General features: G+C 63.0%; 26 protein-coding genes and 1 pseudogene. 16 read left to right on the forward strand and 11 right to left on the reverse strand.

Going from position 1 to position 26,796, the window contains the following annotated elements; translation table 11 throughout:
- Positions 1–84 precede the first annotated feature (84 nt).
- The 3 genes from KIP88_RS03210 to KIP88_RS03220 form a co-directional block, all read right to left on the reverse strand.
- Complete coding sequence (locus KIP88_RS03210) at positions 85–429, reverse strand: GcrA family cell cycle regulator (RefSeq protein ID WP_214486390.1); 345 nt, start codon at positions 427–429, stop codon at positions 85–87.
- A 90-nt stretch (positions 430–519) separates the two neighbouring features.
- Positions 520–1,713 (reverse strand): hypothetical protein, encoded by a 1,194-nt coding sequence (locus KIP88_RS03215; protein ID WP_214486391.1) that lies wholly within the window; start codon positions 1,711–1,713, stop codon positions 520–522.
- Positions 1,710–1,901 (reverse strand): hypothetical protein, encoded by a 192-nt coding sequence (locus KIP88_RS03220; RefSeq protein WP_214486392.1) that lies wholly within the window; start codon positions 1,899–1,901, stop codon positions 1,710–1,712. The genes KIP88_RS03215 and KIP88_RS03220 overlap by 4 nt, the downstream gene beginning before the upstream one ends.
- Before the next feature lie 680 nt (positions 1,902–2,581).
- On the opposite strand from KIP88_RS03220, the gene KIP88_RS03225 reads away from it, so the two are divergent.
- A complete protein-coding gene (locus KIP88_RS03225) occupies positions 2,582–2,797 on the forward strand; it encodes a hypothetical protein (protein WP_213289303.1) in 216 nt (71 codons plus the stop codon).
- 1,002 nt (positions 2,798–3,799) lie between these two features.
- Here the strand turns inward: KIP88_RS03225 and KIP88_RS03230 are convergent.
- Entirely contained in the window at positions 3,800–4,615 is an 816-nt protein-coding gene (locus KIP88_RS03230; RefSeq protein WP_214486393.1) for a hypothetical protein, read from the reverse strand.
- Between the two features lie 393 nt (positions 4,616–5,008).
- Positions 5,009–5,440 (reverse strand): CBS domain-containing protein, encoded by a 432-nt coding sequence (locus tag KIP88_RS03235; protein WP_214486394.1) that lies wholly within the window; start codon positions 5,438–5,440, stop codon positions 5,009–5,011.
- 176 nt (positions 5,441–5,616) lie between these two features.
- On the opposite strand from KIP88_RS03235, the pseudogene KIP88_RS03240 reads away from it, so the two are divergent.
- Positions 5,617–6,027, forward strand: a pseudogene (locus KIP88_RS03240) (F0F1 ATP synthase subunit epsilon).
- Between the two features lie 151 nt (positions 6,028–6,178).
- Here the strand turns inward: KIP88_RS03240 and KIP88_RS03245 are convergent.
- Together KIP88_RS03245 and KIP88_RS03250 are read right to left on the reverse strand one after the other, a co-directional pair.
- Positions 6,179–6,385 (reverse strand): DUF1737 domain-containing protein, encoded by a 207-nt coding sequence (locus tag KIP88_RS03245; RefSeq protein WP_214486635.1) that lies wholly within the window; start codon positions 6,383–6,385, stop codon positions 6,179–6,181.
- A 111-nt stretch (positions 6,386–6,496) separates the two neighbouring features.
- Positions 6,497–7,450, reverse strand: coding sequence for a ring-cleaving dioxygenase (locus KIP88_RS03250; RefSeq protein ID WP_214486395.1), 954 nt, complete (start codon positions 7,448–7,450; stop codon positions 6,497–6,499).
- Positions 7,451–7,579: 129 nt separating this feature from the next.
- Between KIP88_RS03250 and KIP88_RS03255 the strand changes: the two genes are divergently transcribed.
- The 9 genes from KIP88_RS03255 (at position 7,580) to KIP88_RS03295 (ending at position 17,908) form a co-directional block, all read left to right on the forward strand.
- Complete coding sequence (locus KIP88_RS03255) at positions 7,580–8,344, forward strand: crotonase/enoyl-CoA hydratase family protein (protein ID WP_214486396.1); 765 nt, start codon at positions 7,580–7,582, stop codon at positions 8,342–8,344.
- Between the two features lie 168 nt (positions 8,345–8,512).
- Positions 8,513–10,177 carry a bifunctional UDP-sugar hydrolase/5'-nucleotidase gene (locus KIP88_RS03260; protein ID WP_214486397.1) on the forward strand — a complete coding sequence of 555 codons (1,665 nt, stop codon included), beginning with the start codon at positions 8,513–8,515 and terminating at the stop codon, positions 10,175–10,177.
- A gap of 89 nt (positions 10,178–10,266) precedes the next feature.
- Entirely contained in the window at positions 10,267–11,193 is a 927-nt protein-coding gene (locus KIP88_RS03265) for a histone deacetylase family protein (protein WP_214486398.1), read from the forward strand.
- Between the two features lie 72 nt (positions 11,194–11,265).
- Positions 11,266–11,517, forward strand: a complete 252-nt coding sequence (locus KIP88_RS03270; protein WP_214486399.1) for an exodeoxyribonuclease VII small subunit — start codon at positions 11,266–11,268, stop codon at positions 11,515–11,517.
- A gap of 190 nt (positions 11,518–11,707) precedes the next feature.
- Positions 11,708–13,006, forward strand: coding sequence for a hypothetical protein (locus KIP88_RS03275; protein WP_214486400.1), 1,299 nt, complete (start codon positions 11,708–11,710; stop codon positions 13,004–13,006).
- A gap of 329 nt (positions 13,007–13,335) precedes the next feature.
- Positions 13,336–15,282: a 1-deoxy-D-xylulose-5-phosphate synthase gene (dxs, locus tag KIP88_RS03280; RefSeq protein WP_214486401.1), complete on the forward strand. Its 1,947-nt coding sequence runs from the start codon at positions 13,336–13,338 to the stop codon at positions 15,280–15,282.
- A 64-nt stretch (positions 15,283–15,346) separates the two neighbouring features.
- The gene (locus KIP88_RS03285) at positions 15,347–15,910 is read left to right on the forward strand and encodes a nucleoside 2-deoxyribosyltransferase (RefSeq protein WP_214486402.1); all 564 of its coding nucleotides are present in this window, start codon (positions 15,347–15,349) and stop codon (positions 15,908–15,910) included.
- 2 nt (positions 15,911–15,912) lie between these two features.
- Positions 15,913–16,668, forward strand: coding sequence for a TlyA family RNA methyltransferase (locus KIP88_RS03290; protein ID WP_214486403.1), 756 nt, complete (start codon positions 15,913–15,915; stop codon positions 16,666–16,668).
- On the forward strand, positions 16,661–17,908 hold the full coding sequence (locus tag KIP88_RS03295; protein ID WP_214486404.1) for a class I SAM-dependent RNA methyltransferase: 1,248 nt from the start codon (positions 16,661–16,663) through the stop codon (positions 17,906–17,908). The genes KIP88_RS03290 and KIP88_RS03295 overlap by 8 nt, the downstream gene beginning before the upstream one ends.
- Before the next feature lie 184 nt (positions 17,909–18,092).
- Here KIP88_RS03295 and KIP88_RS03300 read toward each other — a convergent pair whose 3' ends face one another.
- Positions 18,093–18,965: a DUF1194 domain-containing protein gene (locus KIP88_RS03300; RefSeq protein ID WP_214486405.1), complete on the reverse strand. Its 873-nt coding sequence runs from the start codon at positions 18,963–18,965 to the stop codon at positions 18,093–18,095.
- Between the two features lie 197 nt (positions 18,966–19,162).
- Here KIP88_RS03300 and KIP88_RS03305 point away from each other — a divergent pair, with 197 nt between their 5' ends.
- Positions 19,163–19,603: a hypothetical protein gene (locus tag KIP88_RS03305; RefSeq protein WP_214486406.1), complete on the forward strand. Its 441-nt coding sequence runs from the start codon at positions 19,163–19,165 to the stop codon at positions 19,601–19,603.
- A 46-nt stretch (positions 19,604–19,649) separates the two neighbouring features.
- Positions 19,650–19,955 carry an ATP-dependent Clp protease adapter ClpS gene (gene clpS / locus KIP88_RS03310; RefSeq protein WP_214486407.1) on the forward strand — a complete coding sequence of 102 codons (306 nt, stop codon included), beginning with the start codon at positions 19,650–19,652 and terminating at the stop codon, positions 19,953–19,955.
- Positions 19,956–20,001: 46 nt separating this feature from the next.
- Here the strand turns inward: clpS and KIP88_RS03315 are convergent, their stop codons facing one another.
- Positions 20,002–21,186, reverse strand: coding sequence for an adenylate/guanylate cyclase domain-containing protein (locus KIP88_RS03315; protein ID WP_214486408.1), 1,185 nt, complete (start codon positions 21,184–21,186; stop codon positions 20,002–20,004).
- Positions 21,187–21,306: 120 nt separating this feature from the next.
- On the opposite strand from KIP88_RS03315, the gene KIP88_RS03320 reads away from it, so the two are divergent.
- Positions 21,307–23,004: a GMC family oxidoreductase gene (locus KIP88_RS03320; RefSeq protein ID WP_214486409.1), complete on the forward strand. Its 1,698-nt coding sequence runs from the start codon at positions 21,307–21,309 to the stop codon at positions 23,002–23,004.
- An 82-nt stretch (positions 23,005–23,086) separates the two neighbouring features.
- Here KIP88_RS03320 and aroC read toward each other — a convergent pair whose 3' ends face one another.
- Positions 23,087–24,175 (reverse strand): chorismate synthase, encoded by a 1,089-nt coding sequence (gene aroC, locus KIP88_RS03325; protein WP_214486410.1) that lies wholly within the window; start codon positions 24,173–24,175, stop codon positions 23,087–23,089.
- Between the two features lie 129 nt (positions 24,176–24,304).
- Positions 24,305–24,904: a histidine phosphatase family protein gene (locus tag KIP88_RS03330; RefSeq protein ID WP_214486411.1), complete on the reverse strand. Its 600-nt coding sequence runs from the start codon at positions 24,902–24,904 to the stop codon at positions 24,305–24,307.
- 224 nt (positions 24,905–25,128) lie between these two features.
- Between KIP88_RS03330 and KIP88_RS03335 the strand changes: the two genes are divergently transcribed.
- Positions 25,129–25,617 (forward strand): RNA polymerase sigma factor, encoded by a 489-nt coding sequence (locus KIP88_RS03335; RefSeq protein ID WP_214486412.1) that lies wholly within the window; start codon positions 25,129–25,131, stop codon positions 25,615–25,617.
- Between the two features lie 67 nt (positions 25,618–25,684).
- Positions 25,685–26,455 (forward strand): anti-sigma factor, encoded by a 771-nt coding sequence (locus KIP88_RS03340; protein ID WP_214486413.1) that lies wholly within the window; start codon positions 25,685–25,687, stop codon positions 26,453–26,455.
- Positions 26,456–26,796: the final 341 nt, after the last annotated feature.

Raw genomic sequence — 26,796 nt, forward strand, 5'->3', positions numbered from 1 at the left:
GTTCAAGCTCGCGCAACTTCCGCCGCTCACGCTCCTCTCGGGAGCGGAGCCTTACCGATCCTTTCGACCAGACGGCGCCAAGAGTCAGCCCGTATTCCTGACCGCATTCGCCAGCATGGCGTAAAGCTCGCGCTTGGTGAATTCCTTGGTCGGCGTCGCGACCGGCTTTGGCTTAGACACCTTGGGCTTCGACACCACCCTGTCCACCGGCTGGGCACAGGCTGCCGCCGACGCCGGCCTTCGCGTCCGCACTGCCACGATCTTGGGGTTGGCCGTTGGCGGCTTGTGACCCCGCTTGTGGCCAAGGCGCTTCAACTTGGCGCTCACTGCGTTGCGGCTGTAGCCAAGCCGACTTGCGATCTGACCGGCACTGTGGCCAGCCGCCCAGAGCTCTTTGAGCAGTGCTACGTCTTTCGCATCCCAACTCATGGGAGATACTTATACGCCGAATGTCGGCTTTAGGCGAGTCGTTGCTGATGATGCGTCGGCCGATGATTCATCTCGTCGTTAATGCAGCCATCACCAGCTCTGGGAATTGGCGACCGCGGTCGCCTCTCGCCTCGGCTCGCCAGCTCGCGAGCCAGCCGCCGCGACCGTCAAGGCAATCGCTGCGGGATCGCAGCACAGCACCATCAAGAGTATCAGCCATCGAACCGCGACTTCGGGCGCGACGCCGGCCATCATCGCAAGATACTGGATCGGGCCCGCGGAGGCTTCGATACGCGAACGCTCGCCGGCCAGCGCCGCGCGTTGCGCCTGCAGCCCGACCAGCGTTGCGGTCGCCGCCTGCCGCTGCGTATCCAGCCCATCCCGCGTCACACGCTGCTGTGTTGCGATGTTGATCGCCCGCGTCACCCGGCCGAGCCGCGTCGATTCGTCCACGGCCCGGTCGATCTGCGCAATGCGGCCGTCGAGGTCGGCAACGAGCGCCGATTGCGCCCTGACGCGTGCGTCGATCGCTTCGATGCGCTCGGTGACGCCGGAACGCGACGTGGCCGCCACGCTGACATGCGCCTCGACCAGCTTGCCGAACACGCCGGCGGCGTTGATGAGTGCGAGGCCGGCGACCAGCGCCACCAAAACCGTCCGCATTTTCCAGTTGGTCCGGCGCCAATGCGCGGCCAGCCATCCGGCGATCACCAACTTGCCGGCTTCCATGGTGGCGGCGAGCACCATGACCGCGACCGGATCACCGGGAAATATCTCGGCCATGCCCGCGACCGAAAAATAGGCAGCAACCGTCGCCAGCGCGAGTGCTGCGACAAGGGCAAAGGCGCGGCTGGTGCGTGCGCGTTCCGGCGTAGCGGTAACGGCCTCCAGCACGGCGGGTGTTGCCTCCGGCACGGCGGTGGGTGCGGCTTCCGGCACGGTGGGTGCTGCGGAAACCGTCAGCGGCTCGAGCGGCGGGTTGGGCGGCTCCGGCTCGAAATTGGCCTTGGTTGCCTCCGTTGCCTTGGCCTTGACGGCCTTGGTCGCCCTGGTCGCTTTGGTACGACCGGCCGCCGAAGCGGAGCGGCTGCCTTTCTTGGCTGCCAGGGGCGCCTTGCCCGATGGTTCTACGCCGAGGTCTTCGGCGGGTGTTGCCACTAATCTTGGCGTGCGATTTGAGGCGTTGGCCCAGGCGTCAAGCTGATGCCTGATGCGCACAGCATCGCTGTCGCCCTCCGTCGGTTCGGTCGCGGCGATCGCCTGCGTGGTTGCACGGCGTGTCATATGGCCCCCCGCCCCGTAAGGGCGAAAGCCAGCTTCTCCTCGGCGAAGAACTGAAGTGCGCCGTAGCCTTCCGTGTCGACGGCATATCTAAAGCTTCCGTCAACGGTCGGAAACACGGCGACAACCGTGCCCGACTCGTGATCGTTGGCTACGTTTTCGACTTGCTCGCCAATCGCAAACTTCGACATCGAAAACTCCTTTCCGGATTCGTCGATGCGATTATATCTCCACGCGCCGGCCATCGCTTCTTAACGATGTACCTTCCGCAAATTAGGATGACGGTTGTTGCACTATTGTCTCATCCTGCTCTCTGACCGGAACCGCTTTACACGTGGAACGCGAAACGAACATGGCGCGATGTCCGGATTGAGTCTGAAGTGCGTTTCGAGGTGCAAACCGGTCGATCAATTTGAATTTGCGGGTTCGTGCTCTCGCTCTTCGAGTGTGCCCGATTTGTAGGATGGGTGGAGCGCAGCGATACCCATCAATTGCTGCCCGGGACAGTGATGGGTTTCGCTGCGCTCTATCCATCCTACGAAGTGTGCGATTTCTGCTGCTGCTAGCGTCACGGCGCGCCCAAACACGGCAATCAAAACTGTTGCAGCGTTAAGACAGTTATGGCCATTCCGGTACGATCCCGTAGTTCTACGCTTTGCGAATCGTCCACGTCCGCCCCTACTCTCACCGCAGCTTGCATTCACTAGCGTTGCTGGTGTCCGTCCCGCGCAAAAAGCACGGCTACGGAAGAGTTGCGTTTTTGCCGGGCAATTCGCCTAAGGGGCGTCCAAAAAAAACGGCGTGCACCAATGTTGGCATGAACCCTGCATTGGCTGAACGAACTGGATATTCCTTATCAACGAAGGTCGCCATGCTCGTCACTCTCGTCGCCGTTCTCTGCAACAGCCAGCTTTGTCTCGAAAAGGTCGTCACCACCAGTGACCAGTCCGGCATCACCATGAGCGCCTGCGCGGTCAACGCGCAGATTGGAATTGCCGACTGGCTCGCCAAGGGGCCGTATCGCGAATGGCGATTGCAGCGCTACAAGTGTGTGCTCGGGAAATACGTTCCGAAGAACGAAGCCTGAGCCGCAGACTACCTCGCGCTGGCGCGGTTCTTTGCCTGATATAACGAACTTGTTTGCGTCAACGTTCGTAAACATGACCTTGCCTTCTCGCGGCGCGACTTGCGCCCGAGGCTTGCTGGAATCCTTCCCTCAAAACAGAGGGAGCAGGGAATGCCGGGTGCTTGCTGCACCCGCGGTCTCGTGTGCAAGAGATGGAGTGAGATGCGCACACGAGCATACAGGTACAGCCGGAGCACTCCGGCATTCCCTGCGCAATGGTTTGACGGCTTATGCCGCGCTCTCCCTGGAGACGAATTCGTCTTGCCTCCATCGCTGCCGGCTTGATGGCGGATCGATCCGGTCGGATCAAATTCGCCACCGGCAGCTTGACATCAGCCACGGATGCCAGGACCACACGGTTTTGCCGTACGCAACACCCGTCTTCGTCAAGAGGCTTCGCCGGGGCTCAAGTAAAAGCCCGTCGAAGCTTTAGCGAAGGCGGAAGCGTCGTTCGTCTGCGCGCTGTTGTTCACTCACGGCAAAGCCGCCTGCGAACACGCTTCACGCCGACGCTGCTGCGTCCACCGCATCCCACCCCGCGTCCGTGACGACTCGCGATCCGCCCCTCGTGAGGGATGAGACGGCGGAATTGATAGTGCTGATTTGGGGTGGCCGAGAAGGAAATTGTTTTTTCGGAAGGGACTGGACGGGGCAAATCACCATGAAAACATTGTAGAAAATCGCTGCATCGCGCATCCCTCCCGTGGAGCGAGCAGTCGAAAGCACAGCTTCAGCGTACTGGTCAGCCCGTAGGATGGGTGGAGCGAAGCGATACCATCGATGACGGCTCGGACGGTGATGGGTTTCACTCCACTCTACCCGTCCTACGAGAGCTACGAAATCGGCGTCAGACGGTAGCCCGCATGAGCGCAGCGATATGCGGGAATAAGGCCCCGGATGTCGCTCCGCTCATCCGGGCTACGCTAGCTGCCAGTTGGCCGCGGCTTTAAGCGGCCGGGCGCATTAGCGCACTGACCATGGCCATGCCAATAACGGTTGCGGTTTTTTGGCTTGCGGCCGCGTCGGGTTTTGCGTCTGGCCGACAGTGGCCGGCTGCCGCGGACGCGGCAGTGGTATTTCGGGCATCACCTTTGGCACTTCGGTCGTCACCTTTGGCTCTTCAGGCATCATCTTTGACGCTTCGGGCATCGCCTTTGGCTCTGAAGCGCTGCCGATGACGCGGGCGAGTTGTTCCTGGCTTGCGTTGACCTGCTCGGTAAGCGTCTGGTTTTCGCGCGCCAACTGGATCTGGGTCGCATTGATCTGGTCGACGATACCCTTGTTGCGCGACGTTTCTTCCCGGCTCGCCGCAAACTGGCTCGTGAGATTTTCATTGTCGCGGACCAATTGTTCTTGTCTCACCTTGAGCTCTTCGACCGTTTGCCTCAAGTCAGCGAGATCGCGCGCCATCGGTTGGAGCTGCTGCGCCAGTTCGGAAGACATGGCAACAGCAGCCGACGCGACGTCTTTCGGCGCAGCGGCTTCCGGCGCCGCCTGTGTCAGAGGTTTTGGATCTGAGCGGGCCATCATTGCCGTATCGGCGGAGGATGACCACCACCAGGCAGCGACGCCAATGAATGCTGCCGACAGAGAGCCGACGAAAGCCACATAGCGCCAATCCGCCAATCGATGACTCGCTGCCGGCGGTGGGCGAGACGTCTTCATGTTGGTCGGCGGGGCCGAAGGACTGATTCCCACTTCGCGCGCCAGGTTCGAAAGCTGCTGCTCCAAGCTCCCGGCCTGCCCTGCCGCGAACGTTTCGTTCAGCGTGGAAGCCATTTGGTGCTCCGTATCAAATGCAATGGCACCCGCCCGAGAGCGATCCGCACATCTGCGCTACGGCGAGCTAACACTGACGTTTAACGCAGCCGAGAAGGCGGAACTATGTTCACGGCCGGAGAACTACGGAAGGAACTCTGACCCTTCGCGGGCGCGATGCGTTCGTTGCCAAGTTCCTTGCCCCTGCTCCAAAGCCGAAGGCCCGCGCCCACATACGCGAAGCGCACAGCCCGTAGGATGCGGTGGAGCGACTTATCCGCCGTAGCTCAACGAGCGAAGGCGGAAGCGATACCCATCGATGACGGCTCGGACGGTGATGGGTTTCGCTGCGCTCTACCCATCCTACGCGAGCTGCGAAATCGGCGTCAGACGGTAGCCACTGACAATCCAGCGTTAGCGTGCAGCGATGTAGGCATCGCGCAGGACGTTGGTTTCAAGCTGCAGATCGTCCAGACGATATTTGACCACGTCGCCGATGCTGATTATCCCGGCGAGCTTGCCGTCATGGACAACCGGCATGTGGCGCACGCGGTGCCGGGTCATCAGGTCCATCACGTGAGAAACAGTTTCGGCTGGCGATACGGTGATCACGCCATGTCGCATGATTTCGCTCACAGACATCGATGTGGCGGTCTCGCCGTGGCGAGAAATCGCGAGAACGATTTCACGTTCAGAAATGAGACCAAGAACTTCGTCACCGCGCGTTACCACCAGAGCGCCAATATTTTTTGCACGCAGCCAGTCCGCCGCTCGCTTGACGCTAACATCCGGGGCGATTGTTGCGACGTCGGTTCCCTTTTTCTTCAGAATGCTTTCCACGGACATAGCACCCTCCAATCGCAGCCGTCGTTGTGATACTTGCCTTGGCCTTTGCAGAGGTTCATGATTTCAAAGAGTGGCTCCAATGCGCGGCCGTCCCGGGACGAAATCTGGCCGTCGCCTGCCTCGCGGTCGTGCGCGAGCGAAATCTATCACAAGGTTCGAGTGATTGGGGAGTTACAATGTCAACTTTCAAAGCAAACCTTGTATCGCCTGAAAAACTCTTGTTTTCAGACGAGGTGGATCAGGTCGACTTGCCGGGCCTGGAAGGCGATTTCGGCGTTCTGGCCGGCCATACGCCGATCGTTGCGGCGCTGCGCCCGGGGATCGTAGACATTAGAACCGCTGACGTCAGGCAGAGATTTGTAGTGCTGGGAGGGCTGGCTGAATTTTCGAGGGAGGAACTCACCATTCTTGCGGACACTGCCTGACCAGTTGAGGAGTTTGATCTTGCTGACCTCACGGCCCGCATCGAACAAATGCAGGATAACTTGACGAAGATTACGATCGACAAAGAACTTGATCGTGCCATCGAACAGCTCGATCATTACAAAGCCGTCCACAAGAGCTTGACCCTGACCACGGCCTTTTAGCCGCAGGAAATCGATTCAACAGACGGGCCTCGTTTTCTGCCACGTCAGGCCGACCGCGCCGAAAATCCTGACAGCGGGCAGCCCGCATGAGCGCAACGACATGCGGGGAGAGCAAACCCCGGATGTCGCTGCGCTCATCCGGGCTACGGTTCTACAGCTTCGACAAATCCATTTCGGGATCGTAAGCCTTGCCTTCGACGTCCTTGGTGATGACTTGCCCGCAGATCACTTCGCCGCGCAACTGGTCGAATGTCAGAGTCGGTTGCCCGTAAAGCTGCCACCCGCGATTCAGAGCATCGGTCACCCGATGGCAGAATGCGGCGTCATCCTTGCCGGTGAGATATCGGTAGACCTTCATGATGCCCTCGACACGTTCGAACAAGTTTTGGCTCGGCTTCGTAGGGTGGGTTAGCGAAGCGTAACCCACCGAATTCTCGCGAGGCGGCGGATTACGCTACGCTAATCCGCCCTACGAAATCGGCTTCAGCCCCGCCTCGATCGCGGCGCGTCGCGGTTCCAGGAATGGCGGCAACGCCAGTTTTTCACCGAGCGTTTCCATCGGTTCATCAGTCGCAAAGCCCGGGCCGTCGGTGGCGATCTCGAACAGGATGCCGTTGGGCTCGCGGAAATAGAGGCTGCGGAAATAGAAGCGGTCGATCTCGCCGCTGTTGGGGACGCGAAGCTCGTTCAGGCGCTGCGTCCAGGCGTGGTACTGCGCCTCATCTGGCGTGCGAAACGCGACGTGGTGGACGCCGCCGGCGCCCTGACGCGCGACGGGCGAATCCTTGTCTTCGAGCACGTGCAGTTCGGCGGCGGGACTGCTCTCTCCGCCTGCCTCGCCCATCTCGAACACATGAACCTCCGCGCCGTGGGCGACATAGTCGCGCACGCGGCGCATGTTCATCACCTCGGTCAGCACGAAGGCGGTGCGCGAAAGGTCGTGCACGGTCAGCACGATCGGGCCGAGGCCGCGGATCTGGTGCTCCACCGGCACCGGGCTGCGCTCCCACGGCGAGGCGGCGCCCGCGGCCCCATCGTCGATCAGCACCAGCCGCTGACCCTCGCCGTCCTCGAACGGCAGCGTCAGCCGGCCGTCGACCTCGACGATATCGGGGGTCACGGCGCCGGCCTTTCTCAGCCGATCCCGCCAGTAGCCGAGGGTCGCCTCGCCGGCCACGCGCAAGCCCGTGCGCGAGATCGAATTGGTTCCGCGCCGCTCGGGCGCGGCCGGGAAATCGAAGAAGGTGAGATCGGTGCCGGGATTGGCTTTGCCGTCGGCATAGAACAGGTGGTAGGCGCTGACGTCGTCCTGGTTGACGGTCTTCTTGACCAGCCGCATGCCGAGCAGGCCGGTGTAGAACGCCAAATTCTCCCTCGGCTTCGCCGAGATTGCGGTCAGATGATGAATTCCGCCTAGCTGCATTGCATTATCCTCGTAGTCACATCCCCGAAAAATTCGCAGGGAATGGTTGGGCCCTTTGCCGGATCATGTAGGATGTCGCCGGATGATTGGCCAGCGGCACCGTCGCAGCCTGCTTTTAGGGGCAAGTTCATGACCGGGCACCTCATTGTGTCGGACGAAGATGCGACGCGCATCATCAAGCTGCGGCGGCCCGAGAAAAAGAACGCATTCACCCAGGACATGTATCGCGGGATGAGCGACGCCATCGACAAGGCGCAGAACAATCCCGATATCCGCTGCATCATCATAACAGGCGGTTCGGGCGTGTTCACCGCCGGCAACGATCTCGAGGATTTTCTGAAAGAGAGCACCTCGAATACCGATGTGCCACGCGCCACCTCCAACGCCGTAAAATTCCTTTATTCGCTGGCGCACAACGTCAAGCCGATCATCGCCGCCGTGGACGGCGTCGCGATCGGCATCGGCACCACCATGCTGTTCCATTGCGACTATGTGCTCGCCAGCACGACCGCGACCTTTTCGACGCCGTTCATCAATCTCGGGCTGGTGCCGGAAGGCGCATCCAGCCTGTTGATGCCGCGCACCATGGGCCACCAGCGCGCCTTCGCCATGCTGGTGATGGGACGCAAGTTTTCCGCGGACGAGGCGCGCGAGGCGGGCTTCGTCAATGTGGTGGTGGCCCCCGGACACACCGAAGCCGAGGCGCGCAAGGTGGCCCGCGAGATCTGCGCGCTGCCGGCCGAAGCGGTCGCGATCTCGCGAAAACTGCTGAAGCTGCCGCCGGAGGACATGACGCGGCGGATCGACCAGGAGAGCCATCTGTTCGGCGAGCGGATGCACTCGAAGGAAGCGGTGGCGGCGTTCACGGCGTTTTTTGAGCGGAAGAAGGGGTAGCCGAAACGCACGCTTTTGCCTCATCGTCATTGCGAGCGCAGCGAAGCAATCCATCGCGCCGCATCAAGAAAGAATGTTGCTTCGTCGCTGCGCTCCCTTGCACAAACGCTTCGCGTTTGTCGCAGGCAATGACGCGGAAACACCAAGCCACCAACCTGTGTCAGTGTCATGAGCCCCCTCCTCCGTCCCATCCTTGCCTTGGCGATCATGCTGGCGCTTGCCGCATCATCGTTCGCCCAAACCCCGCCGCCCGTCGATCTGCGCATTCTCGCGATCAACGATTTTCACGGCTACCTTCGTCCGCCGCCGGGCGGGATCATTATCGCCGATCCCGAGGACAGGACGAAGAAGATCACCGTTCCCGCCGGCGGCGCCGAACATATGGCGACGCTGGTCGGCCAGCTTCGCGAGGGACATAAGAACTCGATCTTCGTCGCCGCCGGCGACCTGATCGGCGCCAGTCCGTTTCTGTCGGCGATGTTCCATGACGAGCCGACGATCGAGGCGCTGTCGATGATGGGGCTGGATATTTCCTCGGTCGGCAACCACGAATTCGACGAGGGCAAGGACGAACTCCTGCGCATGCAGCATGGCGGCTGCCACCCGGTCGACCAATGCCAGGGACCGCATCCGTTTAAGGGAGCGAAATTTCGCTATCTCGCCGCCAGCACGTTCGAGAAGAGCAGCGGCAAGACTGTATTTCCTCCTTACGAAATCCGCGCGTTCGACGGCATTCCAGTCGCCTTCATCGGCCTGACCCTGAAGGGCACGCCAGGCCTCGTCTCGCCGGTCGGCATTGCCGGCCTCGAATTTCGCGACGAAGCCGCGACGGTGAATGCGCTGACCCCGGAACTGAAGGCACGCGGCGTCGAGGCCATCGTCGTCCTGATCCACGAAGGCGGATTGCCGACCGGGGACTACAACGAGTGCCCTGGCATTTCGGGCCCAATCGTCGACATCGTCAAAAAGTTCGACAAGGCGGTGGACGTGGTGGTCACCGGCCACACCCACCGCGCCTATGTCTGCGAGATCGACGGGCGGCTCGTCACGTCAGGCGACAAATACGGCACACTCGTCACCGCGATCGACCTCAAGCTTGATCCGGCAACGCGCGACGTCATCAGCGCCAAGGCCGACAACAGCATCGTGCGATCAGCCACGCTCGCGAAGAACGCCGGGCAAACCGCGCTGATCGAATCCTACGACAGGCTGGCCGCGCCGATCGCCAACCGCCCCGCGGGCTCGGTGACCGCAACGCTGTCGCGTGTGCCCAACGCAGCCGGCGAAAGCCCGCTCGGCGACATCATCGCGGACGCGCAACTCGCCGCGACCAGCGCTGAAGCGAAAGGCGGCGCGGTCATCGCCTTCACCAATCCCGGCGGCGTGCGCGCCGACGTAACGCGCAGAGAGGACGGCGCGGTGACCTATGGCGACCTGTTCGCCAGCCAGCCGTTCCGCAATCAACTGGTGACGATCACGCTGACCGGAAAACAGATCAAGGACATGCTGGAGCTGCAATGGCTCGATCCGAAGCGGCCAAGGATCCTGCAGGTGTCGAAGGGTTTTTCTTACACATGGGACGCCAGCCGGCCTGACGGCGAACGCGTGCTGCCTGAGCGGATGTCACTGAACGGGCAACCGGTCGATCCCGCCGCAAGCTATCGCGTCACGGTCAACAATTTCCTGTTCGTCGGCGGCGACGGCTTTACCGTGCTCACGGAGGGAACCGCACCGCAGATCGGTGTCTACGACGTCGACGCGCTGCATGCCTATTTTGGGGCGAACAGCCCGATCGGCCCGACCGCCGCCGACCGCATTGTCAGGATCAACTGAGCGGAATGCCGTGGGCCTTTCCGAGCGGCTCCTAACGGCCTAGATTAGCCGATCCCTTGCCGGCGCGCGCCTTAACGCCAGGATCTTGCATGACACTCCTTCTGACCCATTCTGCCTGTCTCGACCATGTCACGCCCCCGGGGCATCCGGAACGTCCCGACCGGTTGCGCGCGGTTGCCGAGGTGCTGGGAGAAGAGCGCTTCAAGCCGCTCACGCGCAGCGAGGCGCCGGAAGGCAATCTGGATTCCGTCACGCTGTGCCATGGCGAGCATTATGTCGGCGAGCTCCGGCATATCGCCCCCCAGAGCGGGATGATCTATATCGACGGCGACACCTCGATGTCGCCGGGCACCTGGGAAGCGGTGATGCGCGGCGTCGGCGGCGCGGTGGCGGCAACCGATGCTGTCATGTCCGGCGCCCATCAGAACGCCTTCGTCGCGGTGCGCCCGCCCGGTCACCATGCCGAGGTCTCGAAGCCGATGGGCTTCTGCTTCTTCGATAATGTCGCTATTGCGGCACGCCACGCCCAGCGCAAATACGGCATCGGTCGCGCCGCGATCGTCGATTTCGACGTCCATCACGGCAACGGCACACAGGACATCTTCTGGCACGATCCGACCGTGATGTATTGCTCGACGCACCAGATGCCGCTGTTTCCGGGCACCGGCGCCAGCGGCGAACGCGGCGAGCACGACACCATCGTCAATGCGCCGCTGGCTTCCGAGGACGGCAGCGCCAAGTTCCGCGCAGCGTTCGAAAACCTGATCCTGCCGCAGTTGCAGAAATTCTCGCCGGAACTGGTGATCATCTCCGCAGGCTTCGACGCGCATCACCGCGATCCGCTGGCCTCGCTCAATCTCAGGGCGGATGATTTCGGCTGGGTCACGCGCAAGCTGATGGATGTGGCCGACGCCAGCGCAGGTGGCCGGGTTGTCTCGGTGCTGGAAGGCGGCTACGACCTGCAGGGGCTGAAAGAGTCGGTTGCGGCGCATGTCACCGCATTGATGCGCGCGTAAACCCCGCCACAATAGGCGCGCAAAATTGTTATTTGATTCTGCGCTCTTACGGGGCGCATTCGGGAACTCGATATGGCCGAAAATACCCAGATGGACGTCAAAAAACTCTCCTTCGAGCGCGCGATCGAGGAGCTCGAATCGATCGTGAAGCGGCTCGAGGACGGCAAGGTGCCGCTCGAGGAATCGGTCACGATTTATGAGCGCGGCGAGGCGCTGAAGCGCCGCTGCGAAGAATTGCTGCGGCAGGCCGAGGCCCGCGTCGACAAGATCACCACCGACGCCAGCGGCCAGGTCACCGGAACCGAGCCGCTCGACGTGCAGTGATTCGGCCGGCCGGAATATCGCCCCCCGCCGGGCCCCCCTCGCAGAATCGAGAGAATATGGGGCGAACGGCACTCGCCTCCCCACTGAAAAGCTGAATGGCCGGCCAATTTGGCAGCCGATTTAGTCACCGATTTAGTTCTTGGCGCCCTGCCCAGCCTGTTATAGTCGGCCACCACCCCGGGGACAGTACGTGCGCGTTCAGCACCGCCATATCATCTATATTCAGGGCTACGATCCGCGCGGGCTGGCGCAATATTACCGCATGTTCCGGACCGAACTGCGCAAGTTTGGCCGGCTCTACCAGCTCCAGGCCACCATCAGCCGGCCCAAGGTCGCTGCCGACGACGAAATCGCGTCCTGGACCATCGATACCAAGGCAGAGGATTGGCAGACCCGCACGGCCTACGATTTCCTCCGGTTCGAGGATTTCATCCAGCAGGATTTGGCGTCGCCGATCTGGCGCACGGTGTTCAGCGCGGTGTGGATCTACTGGCGCCTGGTCTTCGCCGGCACCATCGCCCGCTTCGGCAAGGCGAACTGGCGTTTTGCAACTTTCATCACCTATCCGCATTTGATGCTGTTGCTGGAAGCCGCGGGCGCCGCAGCCATCGCCTTTGTCTTCGAGAAGGGGATGAATGCGCTCGGCATTCCCGACATTTTCAGCATCGCCATCGCGATCGCCCTGTTCGTCGTCCTGCTCGGCACCGTGCTGAAATACACGGAAAACACCACCTACGTGCTCTATCTGCTATGCGACACGATCTGGACCTGGGAGTTCTCGCGTCGCGAGCGCCCGGAATGGGACCAGCGCATCGATCGCTTCGCGCAGCATCTGGTCAAGACCGCCAAAAGCACCGACGCCGAAGAAATCGTCATCGTCGGCCACAGCTCCGGATCGTTCCTGTCGACGGAAGTGCTGGCGCGCGCGCTGAAGCTCGATCCCGCGCTCGGCCGTCACGGTCCGCAGATCGTGCTGCTGACGATCGGCGGCAATTTCCCGATCGTCGGCTATCACGCCGTGTCGAGAGAATTCCGCGACCATCTGCGGATGCTGGCGGTCGAGCCGTCGATCGACTGGATCGACTGCCAGGCCCGCAAGGACGTGATGAATTTCTACCAGTTCGATCCGATCACGGGCCACGGCATCGACGTCGGCGCTGCCAGGCGCAACCCGAAGATCGTGCCGGTCCGCTTCCGCGACATCATCCACCCCGAACATTACGAAAAATTTCGCTGGCAGTTCTTCCGCGTGCATTTCCAGTTCGTGATGGCCAACGAACGGCCCAACGCCTATGACTTCTTCATGATCGTCTGCGGACCGGTCCCGCTCAGCGCGCGCATGGCCGTCCCCGACGCCGCGCTTGACGTCGCCACCGGCGATTCCGGGGTGCGCGATTGGGCCTGGAAAAGGATCGAGGCGGCTACGACAGCGGCCGCAAGTGCCGCCGATTCGAGCAAACTGGAACCATCCGCCCGCCGCAGCGGTTGAAAAATCTAGGTTTTTGGTTACCTGCCCCCAGGAAGCAATCCCGCTCGGCGGGTTGGCTTTGGCGACTGCTTTGGTGTAAAGGTTGCGGTTCTATGGGGTTGGGGAGCAGCCTGCCCGCCAACTTTCGACGGCAGCAAGCGCTTCAAATAGCTAAAGAAACTGAACCGGGAAGGGTTTAGAAGCTACTAACGTGATGCATATCACATGGTTTAAGCCGGAGTGCATCTAGGCTTTCTAATCAGGTACCGGCCCGCCGAGATGGCACCGGGGTCTGGAATTTCACGGCGCGGTTAACGCGCTTCCCGTCTCGCGTCGGGCCTCGCCCTGACATGCAAAATTGGAACATCGCTGTGACCACATTTAGTAAAACGCCGCTTCTCGATACCATCCGCACACCCGACGATCTACGCAAGCTCAAGATCGAGCAGGTGCGTCAGGTCGCGGACGAACTCCGCCAGGAAACCATCGACGCCGTTTCGGTGACCGGTGGGCACTTCGGCGCCGGCCTCGGCGTCGTGGAACTCACCACCGCGATCCACTACATCTTCGATACGCCGCGCGACCGCCTGATCTGGGACGTCGGCCACCAGGCCTACCCGCACAAGATCCTGACCGGCCGCCGCGACCGCATCCGCACGCTGCGCACCGCCGGTGGCCTTTCCGGCTTCACCAAGCGCACCGAGAGCGACTACGATCCGTTCGGCGCTGCGCACTCCTCGACCTCGATTTCGGCCGGCCTCGGCATGGCAGTGGCGCGCGACCTCTCCGGCGGCAAGAACAACGTCATCTCCGTGATCGGCGACGGCTCGATGTCCGCGGGCATGGCCTATGAAGCCATGAACAATGCCGGTGCGATGAACTCGCGCCTGATCGTGATCCTCAACGACAATGACATGTCGATTGCCCCGCCGGTCGGCGCGATGAGCGCCTATCTGTCCCGCCTTTATTCCGGCAAGACCTACCGCTCGCTGCGCGAGGCGGCCAAACAGATCAACAAGCGTCTGCCAAAAATCCTCGCCAACCGCGCCAACCGCGTCGAGGAATATTCCCGCGGCTTCATGATGGACGGCGGCACGCTGTTCGAGGAGCTCGGCTTCTACTACGTCGGCCCGATCGACGGCCATAACCTCGACCATCTGCTGCCGGTGCTGAAGAACGTCCGCGACATGGAAACCGGCCCGATCCTGGTTCATGTCGTCACGCAGAAGGGCAAGGGCTACGGCCCGGCGGAAGCTTCCGCCGACAAGTATCACGCCGTGGTCAAGTTCGACGTCGCCACCGGCGCGCAGGCGAAAGCCAAGCCGAATGCGCCGGCCTATCAGAACGTGTTCGGCCAGAGCCTCGTCAAGGAAGCCGAGAAGGACGACAAGATCGTCGCCATCACTGCGGCGATGCCGTCCGGCACCGGCGTCGACATCTTCAACAAGGCGTTCCCCGACAGGACTTTCGACGTCGGCATTGCCGAGCAGCATGCGGTGACGTTTGCGGCGGGTCTTGCCACCGAAGGCTACAAGCCGTTCTGCGCGATCTACTCGACCTTCCTGCAGCGCGGCTATGACCAGGTGGTCCACGACGTCGCGATCCAGAGCCTGCCTGTACGTTTTGCCATCGACCGCGCCGGCCTGGTCGGCGCCGACGGCGCCACCCATGCAGGCTCCTTCGACAACGCCTATCTCGGCTGCCTGCCGAACTTCGTGATCATGGCCGCGTCCGACGAGGCGGAACTCGTCAACATGGTCGCGACGCAGGTCGCGATCAACGACCGCCCGAGCGCGGTGCGCTATCCGCGCGGCGAAGGCCGCGGCGTCGAAATGCCCGAGGTCGGCACGCCGCTCGAAATCGGCAAGGGCCGCATCGTTCGCCAGGGCAACAAGATCGCCCTGCTCTCGTTCGGCACGCGCATGGCCGAATGCGAAAAGGCGGCCGACGAACTCGCCGCCCACGGCCTCTCGACGACCATCGCCGACGCGCGCTTCTTGAAGCCGCTCGACGTCGATCTGGTGCTGAAGCTGGCGCGCGACCACGAGGTGCTGCTCACCATCGAGGAAGGCTCGATCGGCGGCTTCGGTTCGCACGTGATGCAGACGCTGTCCGACCACGGCATGCTCGACGGCGGTTTGCGGATGCGCGCGATGATCCTGCCCGACGAGTTCATCGACCATGACTCGCCGAATGCGATGTATGCCCATGCCGGACTCGACGCCAAGGGCATCGTCGCCAAGGTGTTCGATGCGCTCGGCAAGGACTACAAGACCGAGACCGTCAAGCTCGCCTGAGGCACAGCCGCTTCGGTTCTGACTTGATCAGAACCGAAGATCTGGCTCTTTCGCCGGTAATCCCATGAAGATCTATCTGGCAGGTCCCGATGTGTTCCTGCCGGACGCCATCGAGATCGGGCGGCGCAAGGCCGCGATCTGCGCCCGCCATGGCCTGACCGGGCTCTATCCGCTCGACAATGCGGTCGATCTTTCGGCCGCCGATGCTTCGCTTGCGATCTTTGAGGGCAACGAGGCCATGATGGACGCAGCCGACGCGATCATCGCCAACCTTACGCCGTTTCGCGGCCCCAGTGCCGACGCCGGCACCGTCTATGAACTCGGCTACATGGCCGGGCGCGGCAAGCTCTGCTTCGCCTACAGCAACGATCCCGCTGACTATGCCGAGCGGGTTGCGCGATCCTTTGCGGTCACGAAAGCCAGTGGCGGCCATCTGATCGACGATGACGGACTGACGGTCGAGGATTTCGGACTGCCTGACAATCTCATGATGATCCACACGCTCGATCTGCATGGTGCTAGAATGGTGACGCCGCGGCAGCGGCCTCTGGATATCTGGCACGATCTGACCTCGTTCGAGACCTGCGTTCGTCTGGCGGCGGATCGCGCCATCGGCAAATCGGGCTGACCTTGGCGAAGACGAGCAACAGCGAAACCTCTCCCCGCAAGCGCGTGGACGTGCTCCTGGTCGAGCGCGGCCTGTTCGAAAGCCGCGCCCGCGCTCGCGCCGCGATCGACGCCGGCGGCGTCACCGCCGACGGCAGGCCCGTGTTGAAGGCCTCGGAGCTGATCGCAGCCAATGCCGAATTGTCCGCGCAGCCCGCGCACCCCTACGTCTCGCGCGGCGGCGTCAAGCTCGCCGGCGCCCTGGAACTGTATCCGATTGAGATCGAGGACCATGTCTGCCTCGACGTCGGCGCCTCCACCGGCGGCTTCACCGAGGTGCTGCTGCAAAACGGCGCGAGCCTCGTCTTCGCCATCGATGTCGGGCACGACCAGTTGCATCCCTCGCTGCGCAATCACCCCAAGATCGTGTCGATGGAAGAAACCGATATCCGCAAGTTCGAGGGCAAGCGGCTGCCGGCACGGCCCGATATCGTCGTCATCGACGTCAGCTTCATTTCCCTGAAGGCGGTGCTGCCGGTGGCGCTGTCGCTGGCAGCCGCGCCAATGCATCTGCTGGCGCTGATCAAGCCGCAATTCGAGGCGGAGCGGAAACACTCCAAGCACGGCATCATCCGCAACGCGATGGTGCATCAGGAAATATGCGACGATATCTCGGCGTTCGCCGCCTCGCTCGGCTGCACCGATATCCAGGTGTTTCCCTCGCCGATCACCGGCGGCGACGGCAATATCGAATTCTTCATGGGCGCGCGCCGTGGCTGACAGCGAGCGTCTCGTCATCGACCATGTCGGCCATCACGGCGACGGCGTCGCTATCGCCGGCGGCGGCAACATCTATGTGCCGTACACGCTGGGCGGCGAAACGATCGAGGCCGCTGCGGTTCCCGGCCACCATCCCGACCGCCGGCGATTGATCAACGTCGAGGCCGCGAGCGTGGAGCGGATCGCGCCGTTCTGTCCGCATTTCGGCGTCTGCGGCGGCTGCGCGATCCAGCATTGGGACGCCGGCCCTTATCGCGCCTGGAAGCGCGAGCTCGTGGTGACGACGCTGGCGCAGGCGGGAATCGATTGCGAGGTGGCGCCCCTGCTCGATGCCCATGGCGCGGGCCGCCGGCGCATCACCCTGCACGGGCGGATGGGAACGCACGACGTCCTTAAGGTCGGCTATGCGGCGGCAGGATCGCACGACATCATTCCGATCGACCGCTGCCCGATCCTGGACCCGCATCTCGGCGGCGCGATCGAGGCGGCCTGGGCGATCGCCGAGCCGCTGATTTCGATGGGCAAGCCGCTCGACATCCAGATCACCGCGACCAATAGCGGGCTCGATGTCGATGTGCGCGGCTCCGGCCCGCTGTCATCCGCCTTGATCACCAGGCTGTCGCGCATCGCGGAACAGCATCGGCTGGCGCGGCTGACGCGCCACGGCGAACTGGTGCTGATGCGAACGCCGCCGGTCATTTCCATCGGCGCCGCACAGGTGGCGCTGCCGCCCGGCTCGTTCCTGCAGGCAACGATAGCGGGCGAGGAAACGCTGGCGGCGCTGGTGTCAGAGCATTGCAAGCGCGGAAAATACATCGCCGACCTGTTCTGCGGCGTCGGCCCCTTCGCGCTGCGGCTGGCGGCAAAGTCGCGTATCGCCGCCTTCGACAGCGACGCCGGCGCGGTCACAGCCTTGCAGAAGGCCGCGACTTCCACCTCAGGACTGAAGCCGGTCAAGGCCGAGGCGCGCGATCTTTTTCGCCGTCCGCTGATGCCGCAGGAGTTGCGCGACTACGACACGGTCGTGTTCGATCCGCCGCGGCAGGGCGCACAGGCGCAGGTGACGCAATTGGCTGCGAGCAAGGTGCCGACGGTGGTCGCGGTGTCCTGCAACGTCACGACGTTCGCGCGCGACGCGAAGATCCTGATCGATGGCGGCTACAGAATCGAAGGCGTCACGCCGGTCGATCAGTTTCGCCACACACCGCATGTGGAGCTGGTGGCAAGGTTTAGGCGGTAAGCGCCCTGTCTTCACCCTCCCCTGGAGGGGGAGGGTCGGCTCGCATGAGCGTAGCGAAATGCGAGACGGGGTGGGGTGACGGTCTCTCCACTCGGGCGCTGTTGGATGTGGAGAGACCTTCACCCCACCCCGCCGCGCGTTGCACGCGCGTCGACCCTCCCCCTCCAGGGGAGGGTAAGAACGATCACCTTCCCCAGCGGTCCTGCCAGATCTTTTCGCCGATCATGCAATTGACGCGCGGCTCCCTGCCGGCGGCAGGCACGACGGGGCGCTCCGGGGTGCGGCCTGCGATTTCGAGCAGCAGCTTGGTACGGATCGCTTCCTTGAACTTGTCGCGGTCCTTGATCGTGACGACGAAGGAGCCGGGGCCGCCGATGACGCAGTCCTCGTAATAGAAATCGAGGTTGTCGATATCCATGGTGGAGTAAGACGGCTCCTTCACCATGATCGGCAAGCCGTTGATGACGATGCCCTTTCCCACCGCGGCGTCGCGCGCGATGACGACCGGTGCGCCGTTGTTGTTCGGGCCGTCGCCTGAAATATCGATCACCCGCCGCAGGCCGCGGTGCGGGTTCTCGTCGAACAGCGGCATGGCGAAGTTGATCGCACCCGAGATCGAGGTGCGCGAGGCGCGGCGGATCGGGGTCTTGACGATTTCATTGGCGACGGCGTCGGCCGTTTCGGGCCCGTCGATCACGCGCCAGGGGATGATGATCTTCTGGTCGGTGGATGCCGCCCATTCGAAATAGGTGATCGCGATCCGGCCGTTCGGACCGGTCTTCAGCGCCTGCAAAAATTCCTTGGAGACGATCGCCTGCGCGTAACCCTCCCGCTGCAGCGCGAGTTCATCCAGGTCCATCGAATAGGAAACGTCGACGGCGAGGACGAGTTCGACGTCGACGGTCGGATTGGTTTCCTTGTCGGCCAGTTGACGGCTGACGGCGTTCGGCTGGTGGCCCGGCCGGTTCGTCTGATACGGCGCGGCAATACCCGCCACATCGCCGCCGGCGAGCACGCCCGCGATAAGCACGACCCCGATCGAGACATACCAGCGCATAGCGGCCCTCCCGTCGAACGACAGTGATGGTGACATGCAAAACGGCCAACGCAAAGCGCTGAAATCATTTGTTCTTCACATTCGGGTTAGGATCAGGCTTCGTCCACAGCCGGCCTGCTCGGCAGGTTCCCGCGCAGCGATGAGCCTGTGCGCTACCGAATTGAATGATTAGCGCGACAGACGCGACGCTCGCGGAAATGCTGATCGCGGGCGAAGGCGGCCCGGCCGATCCCAAGCGCGCGCTGTCGCTGCTGAAAGGCACGTCCGATAGCTGGATGGCAAAAGGGATGCTCGGGCAGCTCACCCTCGATGGCAAACTGGTGCCGCGCGACATTCAGGAGGCGGTCAACCTGATCGACCGCGCCAGCTCCTACGACTTTAACGCCCGCATGCAGGTCGTGCGGCTGCTTGCTGAATTTCCGCAAACGCGGGTCGGCCATCCCAAGCGCACGCTCTACGATGCCGTTGAAGCCGCGGAACTCGACGAACCCGGTGCGATGGAGGCCCTGATCGAGCTGAAACTCTCGGCAAACGCCCAGTTTCAGGACCGGCCTGGAGCCTGTAAACTGATCGAGACGGCCGTCAGCCGCGGCGATCAGACCATGGCGCACCGTCTGGCGGACTGCCGCGCCAACTGAGCGCGGCGGGCCCGCCGGAATTCGCTCGCTTCGGGACTATGCTGGAATGGCTGATACCACCGCCACGCCAAAAACAAAGGTCAAAACCAAGACCGAGCGGCCGCGCCTGCACAAGGTGATCCTGATCAACGACGACTACACGCCGCGCGAATTCGTCGTCACGGTGCTGAAGGCCGAATTCCGCATGACCGAGGACCAGGCCCACAAGGTGATGATAACCGCGCACCGGCGCGGCGTCTGCGTGGTTGCCGTGTTCACCAAGGACGTCGCCGAGACCAAGGCGACCCGCGCCACCGACGCCGGCCGCGCCAAGGGCTACCCGCTGTTGTTCACGACCGAGCCGGAAGAGTGACATCTCCGTAGCCCGGATGGAGCGCAGCGTAATTCGGGCTACGGCATCACGCCGCCGACGTCTCGTCGGCCAGACCATAGACGCGCGCGGCCTTGGCGAAGCCGGCGACCGGAAACTCACCGAGATCGCTCCAGCCTCCCCGGCAAATGCCGGCAAACCCTTCTGACGCCACGATGGTGCGCTTGGTTTGGCTGGCGATCTTTTCCAGCCGCGCCGCCAGATTCACCGCCGGTCCAATGCAGGTGAAGTCGAGCCGGTTGCCGCCGCCGATATTGCCATAGAGAATCCGTCCGACATGCAGCGCGACGCCGAAGCGAAATCGTTCGACGGCGTCGCCGATCGGGTACTGCAAGTCGGCGACGCTGGCGCGGGATTCCTGGGCGGCTTCGAGGACCCGAGAGCAAACCTGCTGCTCGTCGCCGACATATTCGTCGATCGGGAAAACCGCGAGCAGGCCGTCGCCCATATATTTCAGCACTTCGCCGCCATGATTCCGGATCGCGGTCACCTGGCAGTCGAAGTAATTGTTCAGGACGTCGACCACGGTTTCCGCCGGCACGCGATCGGACAATGAGGTGAAGCCGCGCAGGTCGGACAGCCAGATCGCGGCATTCATCGTCTCGGTGTGGCCGCGCCTGATCTGGCCACCGAGGATACGCTCGCCGGCGCGGTTGCCGACATAGGTGTCCAGCAGGCTCGCCGCCATGCGGCGCCAGTTGATGATCTCGATCACCCGCGATAGCGGCGTGATCAGCCCATGCAGGGCCGCCATCTGTTCTTCGGTGAAGCCACCGGCCTGCTTGGTGGTCCAGCTCGTGGCATGAATGGTGCCGTCGGTAAAAAACAGCGGCAGCGCGGTGTAATCGGTGACACCCTCGGCGCGGAGATCCTCGATAATCGGAAAGCGCTTGCTTGCGGGGTCGTCGATGCGGGCGTGAACTTCCAGCCCCTCCTGGAAAACGATCTTCAGGGGGCTGTTGTGAAAATCCGGAGATTCCAGAATTCCGAAATCGACTGTTCCGACCTCGACCTCGGCGCCCGGCTTCCAGATGAAATTGCGCCCGTAAATTTCGGGATGCAGGGTGCGGACGAAGACGCCGACGCGCCACAACGGCAGCCCGGCCGCGACCATCCGTTCGCAGCACTCGGCCATAAATCGGGTCGGGCTGGTTGCCGACCTCCCGCCGTCAATCAGCCAATCGATCAGCTTTTGCAGTTCTGAGGCATTCATGGCGCCGGTATTTGCCGCGCAACTGCAGCGCGCGTCAAGCGCGCTCCCACGACAGCCGGCGTGACCCGGCGACGGAGCTGAGCTAGCTTTACGGCGCAAAAACAAAAGGAAACGTCAAAAGTGTACGACATCATCATCGTCGGCGGCGGATCAGCGGGCTCGGTCATGGCCCACCGGCTATCCACTGGGAGTGCCAACAAAGTCCTGCTCTGCGAAGCAGGCCAGGACATGCCGCCCGGCAACGAGCCGCCCGAGATCCGCGACAGCTATTCAGGACTGGCCTATTTCGATCCGCGCTTCCACTGGACCGAACTGAAGGTCACCACCCAGGTCGTCAGCCACAACAACCCCGATGAAGGCCGCCCGCCGCTGCGCAAGTATGAGCAGGCGCGCGTGTTGGGCGGCGGGTCCTCCATCAACGGTCAGATGGCCAATCGCGGCGCGCCGACCGATTACGCGGAGTGGGAAGCCCGCGGCGCCGCGGGCTGGAACTGGAAGGACGTGCTGCCCTACTTCAAGAAGGTCGAGCGCGACCTCGATTTCGACGGGCCGTTCCACGGCAAAGACGGCCGTATCCCGGTCCGCCGCATTCCGCAGGCGCATTGGACCCGGCATTCGCAAGCGATGGGCGAGGCCTGCAAGCTCGCCGGCTTTGCGTTCCTGCCCGACCAGAACGGCGAGTTCACAGACGGCTACTTCCCCGTGACACACTCCAATCAGGACGAGCAACGTGTCTCGGCCGCGATGGGCTATCTCGATCGCGAAACGCGTAAGCGCGCCAACCTGACCATATCGACCAACACGCAGGTCAGGGAGTTGCTGTTCGAGGGCACGCAATGCGTCGGCGTGAAAGCGCTGGTCGATGGAAGGGAACAGGAATTCCGTGGTCGCGAAATCATTCTTTCATGTGGCGCGATTCATTCGCCGGCGCATCTCTTGCGCGCCGGCATCGGACCGGTCGGGCATCTGAAGGAGATGGGCATTCCGGTCCTGACGGGCCTCGCGGGTGTCGGCCAGGGTCTGATGGATCATCCGTCGATCGCGTTGTCGTCCTATGTCCGCCGTGGCGCGCGCATGAACGAGCACACCAGACGCCACATCCAGATGGGGCTGCGCTATTCCTCGGGGCTTCCGGGCGTACCTGCCGGCGACATGTTCGTCGCCGTTCTCACCAAGTCGGCCTGGCACTCGGTCGGCGAGCAGATCGCCTCGCTGCTCACCTTCGTCAACAAGACCTATTCCGAGACCGGGCAGGTCAAACTCGCCTCGCGCGACCCGCGCGCAGAACCAGTTGTCGAGTTCAACCTGCTGTCCGACAGGCGCGATCTCGACCGCCTGATGAGCGGCTTTCGCAAGATGGCGGCGCTGCAGATGAGCGCGCCGCTCAAGGCGGTCACCGACAAGCCATTCCCGGCCTCGTATTCCGACCGCGTGCGAAAGATCGGCGTGGTCAATACCAAGAACAAGGTCCTCACCGCCATTGCCGCTGTCCTGATGGACGGGCCGGCGGCGCTGCGTCACGCCATGATCGACAATTTCATCGTCGAAGGTTTTACGTTCGAGCAGGTCATGAGCGACGACGAGGCGCTCGAAGCCTTCGTGCGCAAGGCGGCGATCGGCGTGTGGCATGCCTCGTGCTCATGCCGGATGGGCCGCGCGGACGATCCGATGGCGGTTGTCGATACGCAAGGCCGGGTCAAGGGCGTGCAGGGTTTGCGCGTGGTCGATGCCTCGATCTTCCCGGTGGTGCCATGCGCCAACACCAATTTTCCGGTCCTGATGGCGGCGGAAAAGATCGCAGACGCCATGAGTCTGTAGGGCGGATTGAGCCGAAGGCGTAATCCGCCGCGTTGCGGTCCTTGAAGGCGGATTACGCTAACGCTAATCCGCCCTACAAAATCTACCCGCCGACCTGCCCGCGATGGCGCAGGAAGTGATCCGCCAGCACGCAGGCCATCATCGCCTCGCCTACCGGCACCGCGCGGATGCCGACGCAGGGGTCGTGGCGGCCCTTGGTCATGATGTCGGTATCGGCGCCCGCGCGATCCACCGTCTTGCGCGGCGACAGGATCGAGGAGGTCGGCTTCACCGCGAAGCGCACCACCACCGGCTGGCCGGTCGAGATGCCGCCGAGCACGCCGCCGGCATTGTTGGAAAGAAACCGCGTGCCGTTATTGCCGGTGCGCATCTCGTCGGCGTTTTCCTCGCCGGACAACTCGGCGGCGCCAAAGCCCGCGCCGATCTCGACGCCCTTCACCGCGTTGATGCTCATCATCGCGGCCGCCAGCTCGCCGTCGAGCTTGGCATAGATCGGCGCACCCCACCCCGCCGGCACGCCTTCAGCCACCACTTCGATGACGGCGCCGATCGAGGAGCCGCTCTTGCGGATGCCGTCGAGATATTGCTCGAAGAACGCGGCCTTGTCCTTATCCGGGCAATTGAACGGATTGCGCGCGATCTCGTCCCAGTCCCATTTGTCGCGGTCGATCTTGTGCGGGCCCATCTGCACCAGCGCGCCGCGCACCTTCACGTCAGGCAGGATTTTGCGCGCGATGGCACCGGCCGCCACGCGCGTAGCCGTCTCGCGCGCCGACGAACGGCCGCCGCCACGATAGTCGCGCAGGCCGTATTTGGCCTCATAGGTGAGGTCGGCGTGGCCGGGGCGAAACTTGTCCTTGATCTCGGAATAGTCCTTGGAGCGCTGATCGGTGTTCTCGATCAGCAGCGCGATCGGCGTCCCCGTCGTCACCTGCACGCCTGTCTCGGGATGGGCCATCACGCCGGACAGGATCTTTACCGCGTCCGGCTCCTGGCGCTGGGTGGTGAAGCGCGATTGTCCCGGACGGCGGCGATCGAGATCGTGCTGGATGTCCTCATTGGTCAGCGGGATCAGCGGCGGGCAGCCATCGACCACGCAGCCGATCGCGATCCCGTGGCTCTCGCCGAAGGTCGTGACCCGGAACAGATGGCCGAAGGTGTTGTGGGACATTTGGCTCGCTTGGCTCGTAAGTCAGTTCTGACTGTCGTAACGCGCGGGGAAACGGTGGTCAAACTCGCAACCGTCATTCCGGGGCGATGCGAAGCATCGAACCCGGAATGACGGTGTTAAACATCGCCCTTAACTATACTTCCGCAAACCCCCGTCGCGGAACACGTAGACCGCGCCCTGTTCGATCAATAGGTCGGCGGCGCTCTGCGGTGTCTCGATGCCCAGCGCCACCATCAGCGCCCGGGCCGTGCCGCCATGGGCCACGGCGACGGTGTCGCCCTTCACGGAATCGTACCAGTCGCGCATCCGGGCCTGCACTTCCGCGTAGGTCTCGCCGCCTTCCGGCGCCATCGTCCATTTCGCCGTCAGCCGCCTGGCATACAGCACGGGATCGGCGGCCTGCATCTCGGCCAGCGTCGAGCCCTCCCAGACGCCGTAGCCGATCTCGCGCAGGCGGTCGTCGAGCGCATATTCTTCCGGCGGCAGCTCCAAGGCGCTGCGCACCAATTCCATCGTTGAGCGCGCACGGCCGAGCGGGCTGGCGACGAACGGCAGCGAAGACTTGTCGCGGCCATCGCGCTTGAGGAGATCGGCCAGAACATTGCCGGCATGGGCCGCCTGCCTGCGGCCGAGATCGTTCAGCGGAATGTCCTGCGCACCCTGCAGCCTTCCTTCCGCATTCCACGACGTCTCGCCATGGCGGATGTAGTAGATCACGGGGGCGGGCATCGGACTATCAGGCTATTCCTTCGCAACCGAATTGGAGAGCGAGATAGCTTCCCAGTTCGGCTTGGAGGTACACCAGCACTCCGGCGCGGTCGAGCCTAAATCGGCTTCCGGATTAACGCCGCTTCAGGTAGGCCTCAATGCTGGAATAGACACCCCGATTGGGTGTTATGTTGGGTAAGGCGTTCGCGCCTCATGACTCTTGCAACTCTTGCAATCTGGTACTGATGAGCGCGTTTCGTCAAAGTGTCGAAGCCATGATTCCGGCGCTCCGCCGCTATGCACGTGCGCTCGCGCGCGATGCCGACATCGCCGACGATCTGGTGCAGGACACGCTGGTGCGCGCGTTGCGTTCGGAACGGCTGTTTCTCGGCGGCGACGTCAGGAGCTGGCTCTATACGATCCTGACCAATTTGAACAAGAACCGGCGGCGGTCGCTGGCGCGGCGGCCGCAATTCATGCCGCTGCTCGACAACAACCCCGACGCCAGCGGCACCGAGGCGGAGGGCCGCGACATCGCCCGCGCGCTCGCAAGTCTGGTGGAAGAGCAGCGCTCCGTGCTGCTGCTGGTGATGCTGGAAGGACTGAGTTACCGCGAGGTCGCCGACATCCAGGGCGTGCCGATCGGCACCGTAATGTCCCGGCTTGCCCGCGCACGCGCGCATGTCAAAGCTTCGCTCGAAGGCGAGCGTACGGCGCTGCGGCGGGTGAAATGAAGAAAACGTAACGTACAGGCGGATCAGAGACTAGACGCAGGATCAGGAAGAGACAGAGACGACAACGATGACCGATCGCAACATTCCCGTCACCGAAGACGAGCTGCATGCTTACGTCGACAACGAGCTGCCGGCGGAACGCCGCGGCGATGTCGAGGCGTGGCTCGCCTCGCATCCCGACGATGCCGCGCGGGTGCAGTCGTGGCGCACGATGGCGGAAGCGCTGCATGCCCGGTACGATTCCATTGTCGACGAAGCGGTGCCGAAGCGGCTCGAGATCGAGCGGCTGGTGCAACAGCCGCGCAAATGGGTGTACGGCGCGATCGCGGCCACGCTGGCGGCGTTCATCGTCGGCGGTGGCGTCGGCTGGCTCGCGCGCGGCGCGACGGCAGCGCCCTCGGCCTTCCAAAACCTGACGGTGCACGCGATCGAAGCGCACCGGCTTTACGTGGTGGAAGTGCGCCATCCCGTCGAGGTGCCGGGCAGCGAACGCAGCCATCTGCAGCAGTGGCTGACCAAGCGCTGCGGCTGGGTCGTCCGCGCGCCCGAACTGGCGGGCGCCGGATTAAAACTGGTCGGCGGGCGGCTGTTGCCGGGTTCCGGTGGTCCGGCATCCTTCATGATGTATGAGAGCGCCTCGGGCGAACGTTTCACGATCTACACCGCAAAATCGAGCGCCGAGGCGACCCAGATGCGATTCGCAGCGGAAGGCAAGGAAAGCACGCTGTTCTGGGCCGATGACGGCGTCGTCTATGCGGTGGTGTCTACCGGCGCCGATCGGGGGCGGCTGACGCAGGTTGCCCAGGCGGTCTACGATCAGATGGAGAAGAAGAGCTAACCGTAGCCCGGGTGAAGCCAACGGGTCGCGCGAACGCGCGCCCGATGACAGGCTCCGCGAAACCCGGGATCTGTGCGACCGGGTGGAATGTTCCCGGATTGCGCTTCGCTTCATCCGGGCTACCGGCGAGAAAAAGCGGCAGATTGGCAACACCGCGCCGCTTGTCCCAATTCTGACATCGAAAATCTGGAATGAAACCACCAGCGCGTCTCATTAATGCACCGGGTGATCACGCGAAAATGAGTAGCGCTCGATCCGCCGATCGGCGCAAGCGGCCTCGATCGGGGTTTGGTACCGCGCTGGTCCCCCTTTCGAGGCCGCCCCTTTTTCCGGAAAACCCT

The sequence above is a fragment of the Bradyrhizobium sp. SRL28 genome, from assembly GCF_018596315.1.
Classification (GTDB): domain Bacteria; phylum Pseudomonadota; class Alphaproteobacteria; order Rhizobiales; family Xanthobacteraceae; genus Bradyrhizobium.